Annotated in this window: 19 protein-coding genes; 9 read left to right on the top strand and 10 right to left on the bottom strand. The window is 60.8% G+C overall.

Translation table 11 applies throughout. The features are described 5' to 3' along the window. Positions 1 to 93: 93 nt before the first annotated feature. From N4Q37_RS08645 to N4Q37_RS08630, 4 genes are all read left to right on the top strand, one after another. The gene (locus N4Q37_RS08645) at positions 94 to 696 is read left to right on the top strand and encodes a LysE/ArgO family amino acid transporter (protein ID WP_260956944.1); all 603 of its coding nucleotides are present in this window, start codon (positions 94 to 96) and stop codon (positions 694 to 696) included. Between the two features lie 175 nt (positions 697 to 871). Then, the gene (locus N4Q37_RS08640; protein WP_260956943.1) at positions 872 to 1468 is read left to right on the top strand and encodes a superoxide dismutase; all 597 of its coding nucleotides are present in this window, start codon (positions 872 to 874) and stop codon (positions 1466 to 1468) included. 303 nt (positions 1469 to 1771) lie between these two features. After that, positions 1772 to 3823, top strand: a complete 2052-nt coding sequence (locus N4Q37_RS08635; protein WP_260956941.1) for a putative bifunctional diguanylate cyclase/phosphodiesterase — start codon at positions 1772 to 1774, stop codon at positions 3821 to 3823. 162 nt (positions 3824 to 3985) lie between these two features. Then, the gene (locus N4Q37_RS08630; RefSeq protein WP_260956939.1) at positions 3986 to 5326 is read left to right on the top strand and encodes an imelysin family protein; all 1341 of its coding nucleotides are present in this window, start codon (positions 3986 to 3988) and stop codon (positions 5324 to 5326) included. A gap of 137 nt (positions 5327 to 5463) precedes the next feature. Here the strand turns inward: N4Q37_RS08630 and N4Q37_RS08625 are convergent, their stop codons facing one another. The 3 genes from N4Q37_RS08625 to N4Q37_RS08615 form a co-directional block, all read right to left on the bottom strand. Further along, a complete protein-coding gene (locus N4Q37_RS08625) occupies positions 5464 to 6699 on the bottom strand; it encodes an RNA polymerase sigma factor (protein ID WP_260956938.1) in 1236 nt (411 codons plus the stop codon). Positions 6700 to 6706: 7 nt separating this feature from the next. Next, on the bottom strand, positions 6707 to 7051 hold the full coding sequence (locus tag N4Q37_RS08620; RefSeq protein WP_260956936.1) for a YciI family protein: 345 nt from the start codon (positions 7049 to 7051) through the stop codon (positions 6707 to 6709). Between the two features lie 68 nt (positions 7052 to 7119). After that, on the bottom strand, positions 7120 to 7554 hold the full coding sequence (locus N4Q37_RS08615; protein WP_260956934.1) for a YybH family protein: 435 nt from the start codon (positions 7552 to 7554) through the stop codon (positions 7120 to 7122). A gap of 138 nt (positions 7555 to 7692) precedes the next feature. On the opposite strand from N4Q37_RS08615, the gene N4Q37_RS08610 reads away from it, so the two are divergent. Further along, on the top strand, positions 7693 to 8178 hold the full coding sequence (locus tag N4Q37_RS08610) for a GNAT family N-acetyltransferase (RefSeq protein WP_260956932.1): 486 nt from the start codon (positions 7693 to 7695) through the stop codon (positions 8176 to 8178). Between the two features lie 35 nt (positions 8179 to 8213). Here the strand turns inward: N4Q37_RS08610 and N4Q37_RS08605 are convergent, their stop codons facing one another. Then, positions 8214 to 8702 (bottom strand): GyrI-like domain-containing protein, encoded by a 489-nt coding sequence (locus N4Q37_RS08605; protein WP_260956930.1) that lies wholly within the window; start codon positions 8700 to 8702, stop codon positions 8214 to 8216. An 80-nt stretch (positions 8703 to 8782) separates the two neighbouring features. After that, positions 8783 to 9445, bottom strand: a complete 663-nt coding sequence (locus N4Q37_RS08600) for a LysE family translocator (protein WP_260956928.1) — start codon at positions 9443 to 9445, stop codon at positions 8783 to 8785. Between the two features lie 186 nt (positions 9446 to 9631). Here N4Q37_RS08600 and alaC point away from each other — a divergent pair, with 186 nt between their 5' ends. Continuing rightward, positions 9632 to 10843: an alanine transaminase gene (alaC, locus tag N4Q37_RS08595; RefSeq protein ID WP_260956926.1), complete on the top strand. Its 1212-nt coding sequence runs from the start codon at positions 9632 to 9634 to the stop codon at positions 10841 to 10843. 58 nt (positions 10844 to 10901) lie between these two features. Here alaC and N4Q37_RS08590 read toward each other — a convergent pair whose 3' ends face one another. Beyond that, positions 10902 to 12254: a GntP family permease gene (locus N4Q37_RS08590; RefSeq protein WP_260956925.1), complete on the bottom strand. Its 1353-nt coding sequence runs from the start codon at positions 12252 to 12254 to the stop codon at positions 10902 to 10904. Positions 12255 to 12347: 93 nt separating this feature from the next. Continuing rightward, on the bottom strand, positions 12348 to 12881 hold the full coding sequence (locus N4Q37_RS08585; protein WP_260956923.1) for a gluconokinase: 534 nt from the start codon (positions 12879 to 12881) through the stop codon (positions 12348 to 12350). Between the two features lie 216 nt (positions 12882 to 13097). Here N4Q37_RS08585 and N4Q37_RS08580 point away from each other — a divergent pair, with 216 nt between their 5' ends. Continuing rightward, entirely contained in the window at positions 13098 to 14129 is a 1032-nt protein-coding gene (locus N4Q37_RS08580) for an HTH-type transcriptional regulator GntR (protein WP_260956921.1), read from the top strand. Between the two features lie 70 nt (positions 14130 to 14199). Beyond that, entirely contained in the window at positions 14200 to 14616 is a 417-nt protein-coding gene (locus tag N4Q37_RS08575) for a GNAT family N-acetyltransferase (protein ID WP_260956919.1), read from the top strand. 29 nt (positions 14617 to 14645) lie between these two features. On the opposite strand, the gene def is transcribed toward N4Q37_RS08575, so the two are convergent. Beyond that, positions 14646 to 15185, bottom strand: coding sequence for a peptide deformylase (def, locus tag N4Q37_RS08570; protein ID WP_260956917.1), 540 nt, complete (start codon positions 15183 to 15185; stop codon positions 14646 to 14648). Next, positions 15182 to 16156, bottom strand: coding sequence for a YihY/virulence factor BrkB family protein (locus N4Q37_RS08565; RefSeq protein WP_260956916.1), 975 nt, complete (start codon positions 16154 to 16156; stop codon positions 15182 to 15184). The genes def and N4Q37_RS08565 overlap by 4 nt, the downstream gene beginning before the upstream one ends. 236 nt (positions 16157 to 16392) lie before the next feature. Here N4Q37_RS08565 and N4Q37_RS08560 point away from each other — a divergent pair, with 236 nt between their 5' ends. After that, on the top strand, positions 16393 to 16770 hold the full coding sequence (locus N4Q37_RS08560) for a hypothetical protein (protein WP_260956914.1): 378 nt from the start codon (positions 16393 to 16395) through the stop codon (positions 16768 to 16770). 122 nt (positions 16771 to 16892) lie between these two features. Here the strand turns inward: N4Q37_RS08560 and fadD1 are convergent, their stop codons facing one another. Further along, the gene (gene fadD1, locus N4Q37_RS08555) at positions 16893 to 18584 is read right to left on the bottom strand and encodes a long-chain-fatty-acid--CoA ligase FadD1 (protein WP_260956912.1); all 1692 of its coding nucleotides are present in this window, start codon (positions 18582 to 18584) and stop codon (positions 16893 to 16895) included. Between the last annotated feature and the right edge of the window lie 134 nt (positions 18585 to 18718).

The following is an 18718-nucleotide window of genomic DNA, read 5'->3' as shown; positions in this document are numbered from 1 at the left end:
CTCTAATGAGTGATCAGCAGGATTTGTTTTTCTTATACAGCGTCCCACTGGAGAATAGCCAGCATTGCAACGTCAACCGGGGAGATCGAAGCCATGTGGCAAAGTTATGTGAATGGGCTGCTGGTGGCCTTCGGGCTGATCATGGCCATTGGCGCGCAGAATGCGTTTGTGTTGGCCCAGAGCTTGCGCCGTGAACATCATCTGCCAGTCGCCGCGCTGTGCGTCACCTTCGATGCGCTGCTGGTGGCCGCCGGCGTTTTCGGCCTGGCCACGCTGCTGGCCCAAAGCCCGCTGCTGCTGTCCATTGCCCGTTGGGGCGGCGCGGTGTTCTTGTTCTGGTACGGCAGCCAGGCGCTGCGCCGGGCCTGCTCGAAACAGAGCCTGCAACAAGGCGCGAACCAGGCGGCACGTTCGCTGCGCACGGTGCTGCTCAGCGCGCTGGCGGTGACCTTGCTCAACCCCCATGTGTACCTCGACACGGTGCTGCTGATCGGTTCCCTCGGCGCCCAGCAGAGCGTGCCTGGTGCTTATGTCGTAGGCGCGGCCAGCGCCTCGTTGCTATGGTTCTTCACCCTGGCGTTCGGCGCCGCGTGGCTGGCACCCTGGCTGGCCCGCCCCAGCACCTGGCGGATCCTCGATCTGCTGGTGGCCGTGATGATGTTTACCGTGGCGGGGCAATTGATCGTCAGCGGCTGATTATTGCGAACCGCTCTGGAACCTCTATCCCACACAGTTGTTGCGTGGTTATGCCGCCCCCCCGGTGCTATGATCCGACTCCTGCGCCGCAAAGGAGTACAAACTCCCGGCGCTAGTCCGGCCGCCCGTGATCGGCCTTGCGCTCACCGCAACAGACCTGATTAGGAGAATCACCATGGCTTTCGAATTGCCGCCGCTGCCCTACCCACACGATGCACTGCAGCCGCACATCTCCAAAGAAACTTTGGAATTCCACCACGACAAGCACCACAACACCTATGTCGTGAACCTGAACAACCTGGTACCTGGCACCGAGTTCGAAGGCAAGACCCTGGAAGAAATCGTCAAGACTTCCTCGGGCGGTATCTTCAACAACGCCGCTCAAGTCTGGAACCACACCTTCTACTGGAACTGCCTGGCGCCAAACGCCGGTGGTCAACCGACCGGTGCCCTGGCTGAAGCCATCAACAAGGCTTTCGGCTCGTTCGACAAGTTCAAGGAAGAATTCAGCAAGACCTCCATCGGCACCTTCGGCTCCGGCTGGGGCTGGCTGGTGAAGAAGGCTGACGGTTCCCTGGCCCTGGCCAGCACCATCGGTGCCGGCAACCCGCTGACCAGCGGCGACACCCCGCTGCTGACCTGCGACGTCTGGGAACACGCCTACTACATCGACTACCGCAACCTTCGCCCGAAATACGTCGAAGCGTTCTGGAACCTGGTCAACTGGAAATTCGTGGCCGAGCAGTTCGAAGGCAAGACCTTCACTGCCTAAGCCTCGATGCCCAAGAAAACCCGGCCCTTGGCCGGGTTTTTTTTCGCCTTGCGATGAATGACCGAGCATCGACGCCGGCCGAAGACCTTACGTCTGGAAGCCAATAAAAAGTCCGTTCAGGACTCAAGTTACGGCCCCCTCCAACCGACACAATGGTCGTAGAGCAATCACTCTGGAAAACTCGTCTATCGGTCATTTCCCGGGTGATAACCGTTGTGTTTGATTGTCCCTTTGACTGACATCACCGGATTGCCAATACTCATGGCAACTTGACGCTACCCGCACGGAACAAGGAACCATTCTTTGAAGCTGGAACTCAAGAACAGCTTGTCTGTGAAGTTGCTCCGGGTCGTGCTCCTCTCGGCATTGATCGTTGGCGTGCTCTTGAGCTGCGCCCAAATCGTGTTCGATGCCTATAAAACCAACCGGGCCGTCGCCAATGACGCCCAGCGCATCCTCGACATGTTTCGCGATCCCTCGACTCAGGCCGTCTACAGCCTAGACCGGGAAATGGGCATGCAGGTGATCGAAGGGCTGTTCCAGGACGAAGCGGTGCGCATGGCCTCCATCGGCCATCCTCGCGAAACCATGCTCGCGGAAAAGACCCGGCCCTTGCAGCACTCCCAAAGCCGCTGGCTGACCGACCTGATCCTGGGCAAGGAACGCACCTTCACCACCCAGCTGGTGGGTCGCGGCCCCTACAGTGAGTATTACGGCGACCTGAGTATCACCCTCGACACCGCCACCTACGGCGAAGGGTTCATCGTCAGTTCGGTGATCATCTTCATCTCCGGGATGCTCCGCGCCCTGGCCATGGGCCTGGTGTTGTACCTGGTCTATCACTGGCTACTGACCAAGCCGCTGTCGCGGATCATCCAGCACCTGACCGAGATCAACCCGGACCGCCCCAGCGAACACAAGATCCCGCAACTGCGCGGCCACGAGCAAAACGAGCTGGGCCTGTGGATCAACACGGCCAACCAGTTGCTCGAATCCATCGAGCGCAATACGCACCTGCGCCACGAAGCGGAGAACAGCCTGCTGCGCATGGCCCAGTACGACTTCCTCACCGGCCTGCCCAACCGCCAGCAACTCCAACAGCAACTGGACAAGATCCTGGTGGACGCCGGGCGCCTGCAACGTCGCGTGGCGGTGCTGTGCGTGGGGCTGGATGATTTCAAAGGCGTCAACGAACAATTCAGCTACCAGACCGGTGACCAGTTGCTGCTGGCCCTGGCCGACCGGTTGCGGGCCCACAGCGGTCGCCTGGGCGCCCTGGCACGACTGGGGGGCGACCAATTTGCCCTGGTCCAGGCCGATATCGAGCAACCTTACGAGGCCGCCGAGCTGGCCCAGAGCATTCTCGATGACCTGGAGGCACCGTTCGCCAACGATGACCAGCAGATCCGCCTGCGCGCCACCATCGGCATCACCCTTTTCCCGGAAGACGGCGACAGCACCGAGAAACTGCTGCAGAAAGCCGAACAGACCATGACCCTGGCCAAGGCCCGCTCACGCAACCGCTACCAGTTCTACATTGCCAGCGTGGACAGCGAAATGCGCCGCCGCCGTGAACTGGAGAAAGACCTGCGCGAGGCGCTGATCCACGAGCAATTCACCCTGGTGTACCAACCCCAGATCAGCTACCGCGACCTGCGGGTGGTGGGCACCGAAGCGCTGATCCGCTGGCATCACCCCGAGCACGGCATGGTGCCACCGGACCTGTTCATTCCCCTGGCCGAGCAGAACGGCACCATCATCGCCATCGGCGAGTGGGTACTGGACCAGGCCTGCCGACAACTGCGCGAATGGCACGACCAGGGCTTCGTCGACATGCGCATGGCCGTCAACCTGTCCACCGTGCAATTGCACCACGCCGAACTGCCACGGGTGGTCAACAACTTCATGCAGATGTACCGCCTGCCGCCTCGCAGCCTCGAACTGGAAGTCACCGAGACCGGCCTGATGGAAGACATCACTACCGCCGCCCAGCACTTGCTGAGCCTGCGCCGCTCGGGGGCGCTGATTGCCATCGACGACTTCGGCACCGGCTATTCGTCACTGAGCTACCTCAAGAGCCTGCCGCTGGACAAGATCAAGATCGACAAGAGTTTCGTCCAGGACCTGCTCGAAGACGAGGACGACGCCACCATCGTCCGGGCCATCATCCAGTTGGGCAAGAGCCTGGGCATGCAGGTCATTGCCGAGGGCGTCGAGACGCTCGAGCAGGAGGCGTACATCATCGCCGAGGGCTGCCATGAGGGTCAGGGGTATTTCTATAGTAAACCGCTGGCGGCTCGGGAACTGGGCGCTTACCTGAAGCAAGCACAGCGCAACAAAGCCTCCATCCTCTGATCTCTCCTGCAGACGTCGCCAAAAAGGCGGCGTTCTGCATGATTAAATAAGAAATATTTACAGCTTCGACCCTTTACACATAATGCAAATCTTTCGCATTATGTCGCAGTTTTTGCGCACCCTCGCGCCAGTCCCATCCATTTTCGAAGCAGGATGTTCGCCATGATTCGTATGCCCCTGGCTACCGCCAGTCTGCTGGCTATCGCTATTTCCCTCGCCGGTTGCGGCGAAGGCAAGGACAAGGCCGCCGCGCCGCAAGCGCCAACGCCTGCCGCCAGCACTGCGGCACCAGTCGCCCCTGCTGCCGGCAAAGTCGACGAAGCCGCCGCCAAGGCCGTGGTCGCGCATTACGCCGACATCGTCTACGCCGTCTACAGCGATGCCGAATCCACCGCGAAAACCCTGCAAACCGCCATCGACGCGTTCCTGGCCAAGCCAAACGCCGATACACTCAAGGCCGCCCGCCAAGCCTGGATCGCCGCACGCGTGCCTTACCTGCAGAGCGAAGTATTCCGCTTCGGCAACACCATCATCGACGACTGGGAAGGCCAGGTGAACGCGTGGCCACTGGATGAAGGCCTGATCGATTACGTCGATAAATCCTACGAGCACGCACTGGGCAACCCGGGCGCCACCGCCAACATCATCGCCAACACCGAAGTCCAGGTGGGTGAAGACAAGGTCGACGTCAAAGACATCACCCCGGAAAAACTCGCCAGCCTGAACGAACTGGGCGGCTCGGAGGCCAACGTCGCCACCGGCTACCACGCTATCGAATTCCTGCTGTGGGGCCAGGACCTCAACGGCACCGGCCCAGGTGCTGGCAACCGCCCGGCTTCCGATTACCTGCAAGGCGCAGGCGCCACGGGTGGCCACAACGACCGTCGTCGTGCCTACCTCAAGTCCGTGACCCAGTTGCTGGTCAACGACCTGCAGGAAATGGTCGGTAACTGGAAGCCGAACGTGGCCGACAACTACCGCGCCACCCTGGAAGCCGAGCCAGCCGAAAGCGGCCTGCGCAAGATGCTGTTCGGCATGGGCAGCCTGTCCCTGGGCGAACTGGCGGGCGAGCGCATGAAGGTCTCCCTGGAAGCCAACTCGCCAGAAGACGAACAGGATTGCTTCAGCGACAACACCCACAACTCGCACTTCTACGATGCCAAGGGCGTGCGCAACGTCTACCTGGGCGAATACACCCGCGTAGACGGCACCAAGATGACCGGCGCCAGCCTGTCGTCCCTGGTGGCCAAGGCCGACCCGGCCGCCGACACCGCGCTCAAGGCCGACCTGGCCGACACCGAGGCCAAGATCCAGGTCATGGTCGATCACGCCAACAAGGGTGAGCACTACGACCAGTTGATCGCCGCTGGCAACACCGCCGGCAATCAGATCGTGCGCGACGCCATCGCCGCACTGGTCAAGCAGACAGGTTCGATCGAACAAGCGGCCGGTAAACTGGGCATCAGCGACCTGAACCCGGACAACGCCGATCACGAGTTCTGATCGACGTTGAATGACAAAAAGGCGACCTCCGGGTCGCCTTTTTGTTTGATGCCGCCGGTACAAGGACATAAGGATCACTCTGTGGCGAGGGAGCAAGTTCCCTCGCCACAGAGACGTGCCCGGCTATCCCTCGACCATTACCGCAATCCGGCAAGCCTGGCTTCAAGGAAGCGACGCTCCGGCAATTGCTGGGTCAATTCAAGCGCGCGTCGGTACGCCGCCCTCGCCTCGTCCAATTGCCCCAACTGGCGACAGAATTCCGCCCGCGCCGAATGGGCCAGGTGGTAGTCAAGCAGTTCGCCACGCGCCAGGATCCCCTCGATCACCCGCAACCCCGCCATCGGTCCGTCACGCTTGGCCAGGGCAGCGGCGCGATTGAGTTCGATCACCGGAGACGGCATGGCCCGCAGCAACACGTCATAAAGCCCGACGATCTGTGGCCAATCGGTCTGCTCTGCCGTCTGTGCTTCAGCATGCACCGCCGCAATGGCCGCTTGCAGGCAATACGGCCCGAACCTGCGGGTGGTCAGCGCGGCCTCCACCAAGGCGCAACCTTCGGCAATCATTGCCGCGTCCCACAAGCTACGGTCCTGTTCGTCCAGCAAGACCAGTTCGCCGGTTGAAGAGGTGCGCGCCGGTCGCCGGGACTCGTGCAGCAGCATCAAAGCCAGCAACCCCATGACTTCAGCCTCGGGCAGCAACTCCATCAGCAAACGGCCGAGGCGGATGGCTTCGCGGGTCAGCTCTTCACGGGTCAGCTCGGTGCCCATCGAGGCTGAATAACCTTCGTTGAACACCAGGTAAATCACCCGCAACACGCTGTCCAAGCGCTCGGGCAGTTCAGTGCGGGACGGCACCTGGTAGGGGATTTTCGCGTCGCGGATTTTCGCCTTGGCCCGCACGATGCGCTGGGCGATGGCCGCTGGCGCGGCAAGGAAAGCACGGGCTATTTCTTCGGTGGTCAGGTCGCAGACTTCCCGCAGCGTCAACGGCACCTGGGCGTCAGCCGCCAGGGCCGGGTGGCAACAGGTAAAAATCAGCCGCAGGCGATCGTCTTCCACGTCTTCATCGCTCCAATCGGCCTGTTCCAACGCCTCGAGCTGGGCGATCAACAGAGGCCGGGACGCGGCGAAACGCGCACGCCTGCGCAAACTGTCGATCGCCTTGAAACGCCCCGCGGACACCAGCCACGCCCGCGGATTATCCGGCACGCCGTCGCGCCGCCAGCGTTCGACCGCGATGAAGAACGCCTCATGCAAGGCTTCTTCAGCGAGGTCGAAGTCTCCCAGCAGACGAATCAAGGTCGCCAGGATCCGCCGCGAGTCTTGTCGATAGACCTGCTCGACCCTTGCCTTGACTGCTTCAGCCGACATCAGTCGGTTAAACCTGGAGTTGCCGAACCGGTCGCACTTCGACGCAACCAACCCGGGCCGCCGGGATATTGCCGGCGACCTGGATGGCTTCGTTCAAGTCCTTGGCGTCGATCAGGTAGAAGCCCGCCAGCTGCTCCTTGGTTTCGGCGAACGGACCATCGGTAATCGACAACTTGCCGCCGCGCATGCGCACCGTGGTGGCGGTCTGGACCGACTCCAGGGCCTCGGCGACGAGCATCCGCCCGCTGCCCTGGATCGACTCGGCATAGGCCATGCATTCGGCGTCCTGCGGACTGTCGGGCGAGTTGTGCAACGTGTGCTCGTTGCTATACACCAGGCATAAGTACTTCATGGAAAGCTCCGTAGACGAACTGATCAACTATGGACGGCAAAGCCGCACCGGGTGAAGAAAATCGACGATCAGGGTTTCAGGTCGAACAACGCCGTACCGGCCATCGGGTCGAACGGAGCGGACCAATGTTCATGAACGATCCGCCATTGCCCGGCCACGCGCCGGTAGCACGCCGTCACACGCATCCAGCAGGCCTGTTCCTCACCTTTATCGTTAGTGCCGCCACAATAGGCCAGCCAGTGAGCGAAGGCGATGTTGTCGGCGGGGGTGATGGTGAGCTCATGGAAATCGAACTTGTGCGGGCCGGGGCACATTTCCATGCAGTCCTGCCAATGCTTGCGGTAGGCGGTCTTGCCCTTGAATTGCAGCGCCTGGATGGCATCGAAGGACACGATCGCGTCGTCGTAGAGCGCCATGACTTTTTCGATATCCTTGCTCATGACCGCCTGGCGATAGGTGTCGATCAGGGCCCGGATTTCAGTTTCGGTGGCTTGGGTATTCATGGTGATTCTCCGCAGTTTTTGTTGAAGACACCCTTTGTCGTTTGGAGAAACAGTGAATCGACAACCTCGCAAAAAATAATTCAAAGAAAAATTCGCTAGAATCGCGGGCTCATTCTGCCGGCAAACAAAGGACGTTTTGTGAGCGCTCGACTTGTATCCTACGAAGACCTGACCCCGCTTCAACGCGAACAGGTCGCCGCCATTGAAATACACCCCGAACAGATCAGGTTCTCTGGCGATGTTCACGGCGCCCTGCACACCCTGCTGTCCCCACCCGGCCCCGGGGTCAAAGGGTTTGCGTTATTGGCTGGCGAGGTGCCGGTGGCTTTCCTGCTGCTCAAGCGCCCGCCGATGCTGCCCGCCTGGGCCAACGAACACAGCGCCACCCTGCATGCCCTGCAAGTCGACCATCGGGCCCAAGGCAAAGGCTACGGCAAGGCCTGCCTGCAAGCGCTGCCCGCCGTGGCGCGGGCAACCTGGCCGGAAATCAGAGGATTGGAGCTCTCGGTCGACGCCGATAATGCCTCGGCCATTGGCCTGTACACCCGGCTGGGTTGGGTCGACAGTGGCGAGGCCTACAAGGGCCGCATCGGCTATGAGCGGCGGATGGGGTTGGTGTTCTGAATCGCTCCATACCCGCCCGGTTTCAAATAGGTTGATCAGTTCGGCTTGAGCGGTATCCAGATCTCCAGGGTGCCTTCGCCGGTCCTGGGGTTGAAGTCTTCGCTGTAGCGCTCGAATTCCGGCCGGCATGCGGCTTCATGACCGGACTGCGGCAACCACTGCGTCCAGATGTACTGGAAGGTTTCCGGCAGTTTCTTCAACGGGCCTCGATGTTCGAACACTGCATAGAGGGCAGGCTGGAGCTCGATCCAACGGTACTCTTGCGGTAACTCATCGAGCCGGCTGATCTCCACACCGGCAATGTATTCAAACCCGCCCTTTCCGTCCGGGTTGCAACACACGCCATAGGTCACATCGTTTTTCTGCCCAGGCACATCGCCGAGCCACGGCAAGAATTTCTCCCAGAGCAGAGGAATATCCTGGGCAGTGTCTGGGGTGAAGCGAGCACCGAAACCGGCGATGAGCTGAAAATGTCCCTGTTCGAAGCGTGGTTCGGCGGTGAAATCGCGTTCGTGCTTTTCCATGCGTCAACACTCCAGAAAACATGAGGTCGGGCTTGGCAGTATATGAAGCCAAACGGTGATTGCCAGGCAAGTGTCGCTTTTCAAAGTCCCGGAAATGCGGCTGCGGCACCTTTTCCTACAAACTCGTTGTAGCCAGAAACAATCACATATACCGCGAAATAGCAGAAGATCGCGGCGGATGCCCAATAGGAGTAGCGCAGCAGTTTATCCCCCAATAGTTTCCCACCGTGGGTCGCCGCCAGGCATATGCCCGCACACCACAACAGGCCGGCGCTGAGGAAGCCGCTGAGAAACAGCGCCGAACTGAGCAGGGTTCCGCCTCCCGAACGCGCAATCAATGTGCCACCCACTGCCGCGAACCAGAGAATGGCGCTGGGGGAAGACATGGCCAGGAAAATCCCGCGAAAGAACTCGCGGCGAGACGAACTGCCCTGTACCTCATCCGCTGGCGCGAGGGCGGCATCGTGGTAGATCGCCGAGCGGATCATTTTCGCCGCGAAGTACAGCAACAGCGCCGAACCGCCAATCCACAAGACCCAACGCACCGCTTCGTATTGCAGCAGCACGGTCATGCCGGCCAGAGCGAGGATCGCGTAGACCAGATCGCCCACGCAGGTCCCCAGGCCCAGGGCAAAGCCCCTGGAATAGCCGCGCTGCATCGCCAGGGTGATCATCGCGATGTTGGCCACGCCAATGTCCAGGCACAACGAGAGACTCAGCAGGAAACCGCTGGAAAATTCCATTAATCATTCCATTCGAACCAGGGGCGGCGAGTTGAAGCATCGCGCGGGTGTCGACAGTGTCGTCGAAAATAGTTGCGCGCCGCTACTGGACAATGGGCCATTTACCCCTTTATCTTGCGCCGCAGGCCACCGCAGTGGTCAACGTCGCTCGGACGGTTCCGGGCGCTCACGTATCTCGAGGCAACAATGGCCGAACAAGGTTCGCCGCGCCGCTTTGCGCGCATCGATCGACTCCCCCCTTACGTATTCAATATCACTGCCGAGCTGAAGATGGCTGCGCGTCGGCGCGGCGAAGACATCATCGACTTGAGCATGGGTAACCCCGACGGCGCCACACCCCCACACATCGTGGAGAAACTGGTCACCGTCGCCCAGCGTGAAGACACCCACGGCTATTCCACTTCCAAGGGCATCCCGCGCCTGCGCCGCGCCATTTCGCGCTGGTACAAGGACCGCTATGAAGTGGACATCGACCCGGAAAGCGAAGCCATCGTCACCATCGGCTCCAAGGAAGGCCTGGCGCACCTGATGCTGGCGACCCTGGACCAGGGCGACACAGTGCTGGTGCCCAACCCCAGCTACCCGATCCACATCTACGGCGCGGTGATCGCTGGCGCCCAGGTGCGTTCGGTACCGCTGGTGCCGGGCGTGGACTTCTTCGACGAACTGGAGCGGGCCATTCGCGGCTCGATCCCGAAACCGAAGATGATGATCCTGGGCTTCCCGTCCAACCCCACCGCGCAGTGCGTGGAGCTGGATTTCTTCGAGCGGGTCATCGCCCTGGCCAAGCAGTACGACGTGCTGGTGGTCCACGACCTGGCCTACGCCGACATCGTCTACGACGGCTGGAAAGCCCCGTCGATCATGCAGGTGCCCGGCGCGAAAGACATCGCGGTGGAGTTCTTCACCCTGTCCAAGAGCTACAACATGGCCGGCTGGCGCATTGGCTTCATGGTCGGCAACCCGGAACTGGTCAGCGCCCTGGCGCGGATCAAGAGTTACCACGACTACGGCACCTTCACCCCACTGCAGGTGGCGGCCATCGCCGCATTGGAAGGTGACCAGCAATGCGTGCGCGACATCGCCGAGCAGTATCGCCAGCGTCGCAACGTACTGGTCAAGGGCCTGCATGAGCTGGGCTGGAAGGTGGAAAATCCCAAGGCCTCGATGTACGTCTGGGCCAAGATTCCCGAGGCCTATGCGCACCTGGGCTCACTGGAATTCGCCAAGAAGCTGCTGGCCGAAGCCAAGGTCTGTGTCTCGCCAGGGGTAGGGTTTGGCGAGTATGGGGATGATCACGTGCGCTTTGCGCTGATCGAGAACCAGGATCGGATCCGCCAGGCCGTGCGCGGGATCCGCGGGATGTTCCGGGCGGACGGGTTGATCAGCAAAGCCTAACGCCTGGCTCAGAACCCAATGTGGGAGCCTGGCTCCCACATTGTTTATCAGGTGTTGATCAGACCACCAACGACAACAGCAGGATAAAACCCAACCCCACCACGGACAGGATGGTTTCCATCGCGGTCCAGGTCTTGAAGGTTTCGGCCACGGTCATGTTGAAGTACTGCTTGACCAGCCAGAAGCCCGCGTCGTTCACATGAGACAGGATCAACGAGCCAGCGCCGGTCGCCAGCACCAGCAGCTCGCGATTCACACCCGGAATCATCCCCACCACCGGCACCACGATCCCGGCACCGGTAATGGTCGCCACGGTCGCCGAGCCGGTCGCGATACGGATCACCGCGGCCACCAGCCACGCCAGCAGAATCGGCGAGATCTGCGCGCTCACCGCCATGTTGCCGATCACGTTACCCACACCGCTGCTGACCAACATCTGCTTGAAGCCACCACCGGCACCGATGATCAGGACGATCGCGGCGGTGGGTGCAAGGCTGGCGTCCAGCCACTTGAGGACCTGGTTGGAACCAATGCCCTGCTTGTAGCCGAAGGTGTACAGCGACAGCAGCAACGCCAGCAGCAACGCAGAAATTGGATGCCCGATCAGGTCCATGAAGGTCCGGAAGAAATTGCCTTCAGGCAGCACCACGTCGGCGAAGGTCTTGAGCAGCATCAGGAACACGGGCGACAGCACGGTGATCAGGGTAATGCTGAAACTTGGCAGGTCGGCGGCGTTGGTTTCACGCGCCAGTTGATCCACCAATTCCTGGTTCGGATGACCGGGGATGTGCCTGGCGATGAACGTACCAAAGATCGGCCCGGCAATGATCGCCGTTGGCAGTGCCACGATCAGACCATAAAGAATGGTCTTGCCGATGTCGGCACCGAACACACCGATCGCCAGCAGCGGCCCCGGATGCGGCGGCACCAGGCCGTGGACGGCGGACAGACCGGCCAGCAGCGGGATGCCGATCTTGATGATCGACACACCGGTACGGCGGGCGACGATGAACACCAATGGGATCAGCAGCACGAAGCCGATTTCGAAGAACAGCGGGATGCCCACCAGGAACGCGGCGAACATCATGGCCCACTGCACCTTGTCCTTGCCGAAGGCGCGAATCAGCGTCTGGGCGATCTGATCGGCCCCGCCCGACTCGGCCATCATCTTGCCGAGCATCGTGCCCAACGCCAGGATGATGCCGACAAAGCCCAGCACGCCACCAAAGCCGTCCTGGAACGCCTTGATGATGGTGCCGATCGGCATGCCGGACGTCAGGCCGAGGAACGCGGCGGCAATGGTCAGTGCGATGAACGGATGGATTTTGAATTGGGTGATGAGGAGGATGAGTCCTATCACCGTGACCACTGCATCGAGCAGCAGGAACGTCTCGTGGGACATGCCAAACATGAGGGGGTGTCTCCTGATTTGTTGTTGTTATTGAAGCAGTTAGTTTTAATCGGTCGGGACAGCGCTATCTTTCTGACGCAATTTTTTTGCAATTCAACTGGCGAGCTTCAAGCCATGGTCCAGCCACCAGGCGTAAGCCAGGTGAGCCAGTTCATCGACACTGTGGCTGGATGCGTCCAGAGCCAGGGTCAGGGGCTCGCCGACAGGGGATTGAAGAGTGGCGAACTGGCTGTCGATCAGGGTCGACGGCATGAAATGGCCGGGGCGATGGGAAACCCGGTCGGCCGCCACTTCGGGCGTCAACTCGAGGAAGACGAAGCCCAGGCCCGGCAAGGCGCTGCGCAGGCGTTCGCGGTAACTGTGCTTGAGGGCCGAGCAGGTCAGCACCGGGCGCTCACCCGCTGCGTCGACACGGCGCAACTCATCGCACAGGCTGTCGAGCCAGCCGGCACGGTCGTCGTCGTCCAAGGGAATACCGGCGCTCATCTTCTGGATGTTGGCCGCAGGGTGGAACGTGTCGCCTTCGATGGCGGTGGCGCCGCTCAACTGGCACAGAGCCTGGCTGACGCACGTCTTGCCGCAACCGGCAACGCCCATGATGACCAGGGCGGTGATGGGATTGTTCATGTAACACCTCAGCGCGCAGACAGCGCTACCTTTGCCAGTTATGACACCGCAGCAAAAGCAGAAGTTGCCGACGCCTTCTTGTCATTTTTGTGGTTGCAGCATGTTCGTTCACGACACCCGCGGACGGGGGATCAGGCAAACCCCGCTCACGCATTTGCAGCCGCGTCGAGACAGCGCTACCTTAGTGCCTGGATTTTTGTTTGGCAAGCCACCCCGATGACCGTCCCTAAAAACGATAAGAATACTCGCACCACTGGTCGCCCTACGCTCAACGAAGTCGCGCGCCTGGCCGGAGTCAGTCCCATCACTGCCTCCCGGGCCCTGCGCGGCGTCAGTACCGTGGCCACCGAACTGGTGGAAAAAGTCCGCCAGGCCGCCGTGGAACTCAACTATGTCGTCAATCCTGCCGCTCGCGCCCTGGCCTCGGCCCAGAGCCATTCGGTGGTAGTGTTGGTGCCGTCGCTGTCCAACCTGTTGTTCATCGACACCTTGGAAGCCATCCATCGGGTGCTGCGTCCCAAGGGCTTCGAAGTGGTAATCGGCAACTACCACTACTCCCGGGACGAGGAAGAAGACCTGCTGCGCAACTACATGGCCTATCAGCCTCGCGGCCTGCTGCTGACCGGTTTCGACCGCACCGAAAGCGCCCGACGCATGATCGAGGCCAGTAATATTCCATGCGTGTACATGATGGAACTGGATCCCGGCGCGGGCCTCAATTGCGTCGGTTTCTCCCAGCTCAAGGCCGGCGAGACGGCGGCCGAGCACCTGATCTCCAAGGGGCGCAAGCGCTTGGCCTACATCGGGGCGCAACTGGACCAGCGCACCTTGCTGCGCGGCGAAGGCTTCCGACGCGCACTGCAACAGGCCGGCCTGTACGACCCGGACCTGGAACTGCTGACCCCGCGCCCGTCATCGGTAGGCCTGGGCGGCGAATTGTTCCTGCAACTGCTGGACAATCACCCGGATGTCGACGCGATCTTCTTCGGCAACGACGACCTCGCCCACGGCGCCCTGTTCGAGGCGTTGCGCTGTGGCATCAAGATCCCCGAGCAGGTCTCGGTCCTGGGGTTCAACGACCTGCCCGCCTCGGCCCACATGGTGCCGCGCCTGAGCAGTATCAGCACACCACGCGAAGCGATTGGCCGCCGCGCCGCCGAGCAGATGCTGACGCTGATGGCCGGCAACCGCATCGCGCAACCGGTGGTGGATATGGGCTTTGAGCTCAAGGTACGCGAAAGCACCTGAACCGGCCTTATCCCCCGCCCGAGCCGGTTCTTTTACAATCGCCCTTCACTCACTGCCATTGCCCGCTGCCATGCCCGACACCCGCTACGCCCTACTCGACACCCCCTTGTGGCCGCTGATGAACAAGTTCTATCGCACCCACCAATCCTCGATGAAAGCCGTGCGCGATGCGCAGCTGTGGGTCGCGCGGCAGGATGAAATCGTCGCCGCCCTGTGCCTGCGGCCGGTGTCGGGCGGGCATTGGCTGACGGGGTTGTTTGTCGACCCGGCGCTGCGCTCGCAAGGCATCGCCGCACGGTTGATCGCTGAAGCGGTGAAAGGCGTGGACGAGCCGGTCTGGCTGTTCTGCCACCCGGATCTTCGCGTTTTTTACGAACGGCGTGGTTTCAGCTTCGACCCGGAACTGCCCTACGCCATGGCCGAGCGGCTGAGCCGTTACGCCCGTAGCAAACCGATGATTGCGATGGGGTTACCGGCACGATCCTGAGATCACCACGGCCCACTGTGGCCGGGTTATCAATCGTCGGCAGCGGGATCCAGATTGGGAAACATCACCTCGGTGAACCCGAACTTGCTGAAATCGCTGATACGCGACGGGTACAAGCGCCCGATCAAGTGATCGCACTCGTGCTGCACCACCCGCGCATGGAAACCCGAGGCGCTGCGCACGATGGGCTGGCCCTTCGGATCGAAGCCTTCATAGCGGATGTGCTGGTAGCGCTCGACCGCCCCGCGCAGACCGGGCACCGAGAGGCAGCCTTCGAAACCCTCTTCCATCGTGGGACTCAACGGAGTGATCAGCGGGTTGATCAGGATGGTCTGGGGCACTGCCTCGGCGTCCGGGTAACGCTCACTGTGGTCGAAACCGAAGATCACCAACTGCAGGTCCACACCGATCTGCGGGGCTGCCAGGCCGACACCGCCGACGCTCTCCATGGTCTGGAACATGTCGTCGATCAGTTGCCACAACTGCGGACTGTCGAACATCTCGGCAGGCACTGGCGGGGCGATGCGCAGCAGGCGTTCATCGCCCATTTTCAGGATTTCACGGATCATGGTCGGGCTTCTTCCGTATTCGGGTCGGTGTCCGGTTTGATGGAGTGATCGCGCCCCAGTCCAGACACATGATGTTTCCAACTATCACCAACCGCCTTTTCGCCAGGGACTTTCTCACCGCGATCCTTGCCCTCGGTGGACATGTGCTCGATCACCGCATTCATCTCCGCCCCCAGTAACAGCACCGCCGCCGAAATATAGAAATACAGCAACAGCACGATAATTGCGCCGATGCTGCCGTACATGGCGTTGTAGTTGGCAAAGGTCCTGACGTAGAAGGCGAAGCCCAGGGAGGCGATGATCCACACCACCACCGCCAGCACCGAGCCCGGCGTGATGAAGCGAAACTCCTGCTTCACATCGGGCATCACGTAGTAGATCAGCGCCACCGCCACCATCATCAGGATCACGATCACCGGCCACCGTAGCACGGTCCAGAGCGTGACGATGAACTCCTCCAGCCCGACCTGGGCCGCGATCCAGCCCATCACCTGGGGCCCGAGGACCATCAGCGCCGCAGCCGCCAGCAACATGCCGGCAATGCCGACCGTGTAGAAAATCGACAGCGGAAAGCGTTTCCAGGCCGGACGCCCCTCGACCACATCGTAGGCCGCGTTCATAGCGCTCATCATCAAGCGCACCCCCGCCGAGGCGGTCCATAACGCGATGACGATACCCACCGACAACAACCCGCCCTTGGATTGCTGGAGCTGGTCGATCACCGGGTTGACCTGTTCCAGGGCCTGGGGCGGCAGCACCAGTTCCGATTGCAGGCGCAGCCAGGAGAAGAAATCCGGCAGGTGCAAGAAGCCGATCAGCGCAATCAGGAAGAGGATGAAGGGAAACAGCGAAAACAGCATCTGGTAGGCCAATGCCGAGGCGTAGGTCGACATTTCGTCGGCGAGAAACTCAGTCACCGTGCGCAGTATCACACGATGCAAGGACAAGCCTTTCATGTCCGGAAATATCATGAGCGTCTCCTTTCGCCGCAATAAAGGGTCGCGTGGCGACTCAAGGGGCGTTTTTTACCTCAAAGTAGCCTGTTTGGCGACTTTGGGACAATCTCATCCCGACGCAGAATTGACCGATGCCCCACAACGCAAGTTTCATTCTTCGCACCGGTGGGGCTTTATGTTTACCCGGCAACCGCCGAGAATGCCCCACGCATTCAGGCTACGGCCCGAAGCTTTAATCTCGTAGGAACGTTATGAAACTCGATAAGAAGCAGGCCATCGCTCGCAGGAACCAGGAACTGGGCGGCGCCGTACTGGGCGTCAACAACTGTCACTTCAGCGAATTGAACCGCAACCGCAACATCTTCTGGTTCAACATCCCGGTGACACGCCTGGCCATCGGTCAGTACGAATGGATCCACCTGCTGCTGCACACCCCGGCCACCGATGAGCTGCTGCACTTGAAAGTACCGACCGTATTCCTGCGGGAAAAAATGGAAGGCCTGGAAGTGCGCAACCAGGGCAAGCGCAAGGCCGCCCTGAGCCTGGAGCTGAGTGCCGACAAGGATTCGTACCTGCAAGACATGCGACCGGGTGGTACCAACCTGAATTTTGCGCAATTTCGGTTGTAGTCGATCATCCCATAGCAGAGTTTCCCTGTGGCGAGGGGGCTTGCTCCCTCGCCACAAAAGCTTCTCTGCGACCGTCGCCTAACAATAGCCCCGCATCAGCGGGGCTATTGTTGACGGCGGCCTTACTTCTTCACGCCCAACTTCTTGAGCTCTGCATCGCGCAACTCCCGCCGCAGGATCTTGCCGACGTTGGTGGTCGGCAAGGCGTCGCGGAACTCCACGGCCTTGGGCACCTTGTAGCCGGTGACGTTGGCGCGCATGTGCTCCATCACCTGTTCCTTGGTCAGCGTGACACCCGGTCGGGCAACGATGAAGATCTTGATCGCCTCACCGGATTTTTCGTCCGGAATGCCGATAGCCGCGCATTGCAGCACGCCCGGCAAGGTTGCCAGTACGTCTTCCAACTCGTTGGGGTACACGTTGAAACCCGAGATCAGGATCATGTCTTTCTTACGGTCGACGATGCGCATGTAACCGTCCGGCTGGATCAGCGCGATGTCGCCGGTCCTGAGCCAGCCTTCGCTGTCGAGGATCTCGTCGGTGGCTTCCTGGCGTTGCCAGTAGCCCTTCATGACCTGCGGGCCTTTCACGCACAGCTCGCCGATTTCGCCCAGCGGCTGTTCGACGCCCGCGTCGTTGATCACCTTGCACAACGTGGACGGGACCGGAATGCCAATGGTGCCGATCTGGATATTCTGGATCGGGTTGACGGAGGCGACCGGGCTGGTCTCCGTCATACCGTAGCCTTCGCAGATCGGGCAACCGGTGACCGCTTTCCAGCGTTCAGCCGCCGCCAATTGCAGAGCCATGCCGCCGGACAGGGTCACTTTCAGTGCCGAGAAATCCAGCTTGCGGAAGGCTTCGTTGTTGCACAGGGCCACGAACAGGGTATTGAGGCCGACGAAACCGCTGAACTTCCACTTCGACAGCTCCTTGACCATCGCCGAGAGGTCGCGGGGGTTGCTGATCAGGATGTTGTGGTTACCGATCAGCATCATCGCCATGCAATGGAAGGTAAAGGCATAGATGTGGTACAGCGGCAGCGGCGTGATCAGCACTTCGCAACCTTCATTGAGGTTGGAGCCCATCAGCGCCTTGCATTGCAGCATGTTCGCCACCAGGTTGCGGTGGCTGAGCATCGCGCCCTTGGCCACGCCGGTGGTACCACCGGTGTATTGCAACACAGCCACGTCGTCGCTGGTGGGGTTGGCTTCGGCCACAGGCTGGCCGCGCCCCTTGCTCAATACATCATTGAACTTGATGGCCTTGGGCAAGTGATAGGCCGGGACCATTTTCTTGACATACTTGATCACGCTGTTGATCAACAGGCGCTTGAGCGGCGGCAGCAGGTCGGCGACTTCCGTGACGATAACGTGCTTGACGCTCGTCTTGGGGACCACGGCCTCGGCCAGGTGCGCCATGTTCGCCAGGCACACCAGTGCCTTGGCGCCGGAGTCGTTGAACTGGTGCTCCATTTCCCGCGCGGTGTACAGCGGGTTGGTATTGACCACGATGAGCCCGGCACGGATAGCACCAAAGACGGCCACCGGGTACTGGAGAACGTTGGGCAACTGCACGGCGATTCGATCGCCCGGCTGCAAATCGGTATGCTGTTGCAGATACGCGGCAAAGGCACCGGACAATTCGTAGAGTTCACCGTAGGTGAGCGTCTTGCCGAGGTTGCTGAATGCCGGCTTGTTGGCAAAGCGTTGGCAGGATTGCTTCAACACCGCCTGAATATTCGGATACTCATCTGGATTGATGTCGGCAGCAATCCCAGCTGGGTACTTATCCTTCCAAAAGTCTTCGATCATGGAAGCCCCCCTCCTCGGCAACGCGAATTCTCACCGCATTTGATGCGATTATTATTGGTGTGTTTATGGGTGAATCCGGCTTGGATCAAGGCCGGGAAGTCACAAAGCGCGCCGAGAGTAGCAGCTTTGCCAAG

The organism is Pseudomonas citri, from assembly GCF_025336485.1.
GTDB lineage: Bacteria > Pseudomonadota > Gammaproteobacteria > Pseudomonadales > Pseudomonadaceae > Aquipseudomonas > Aquipseudomonas citri.
This window is presented reverse-complemented; position numbering and strand designations above follow the sequence as displayed.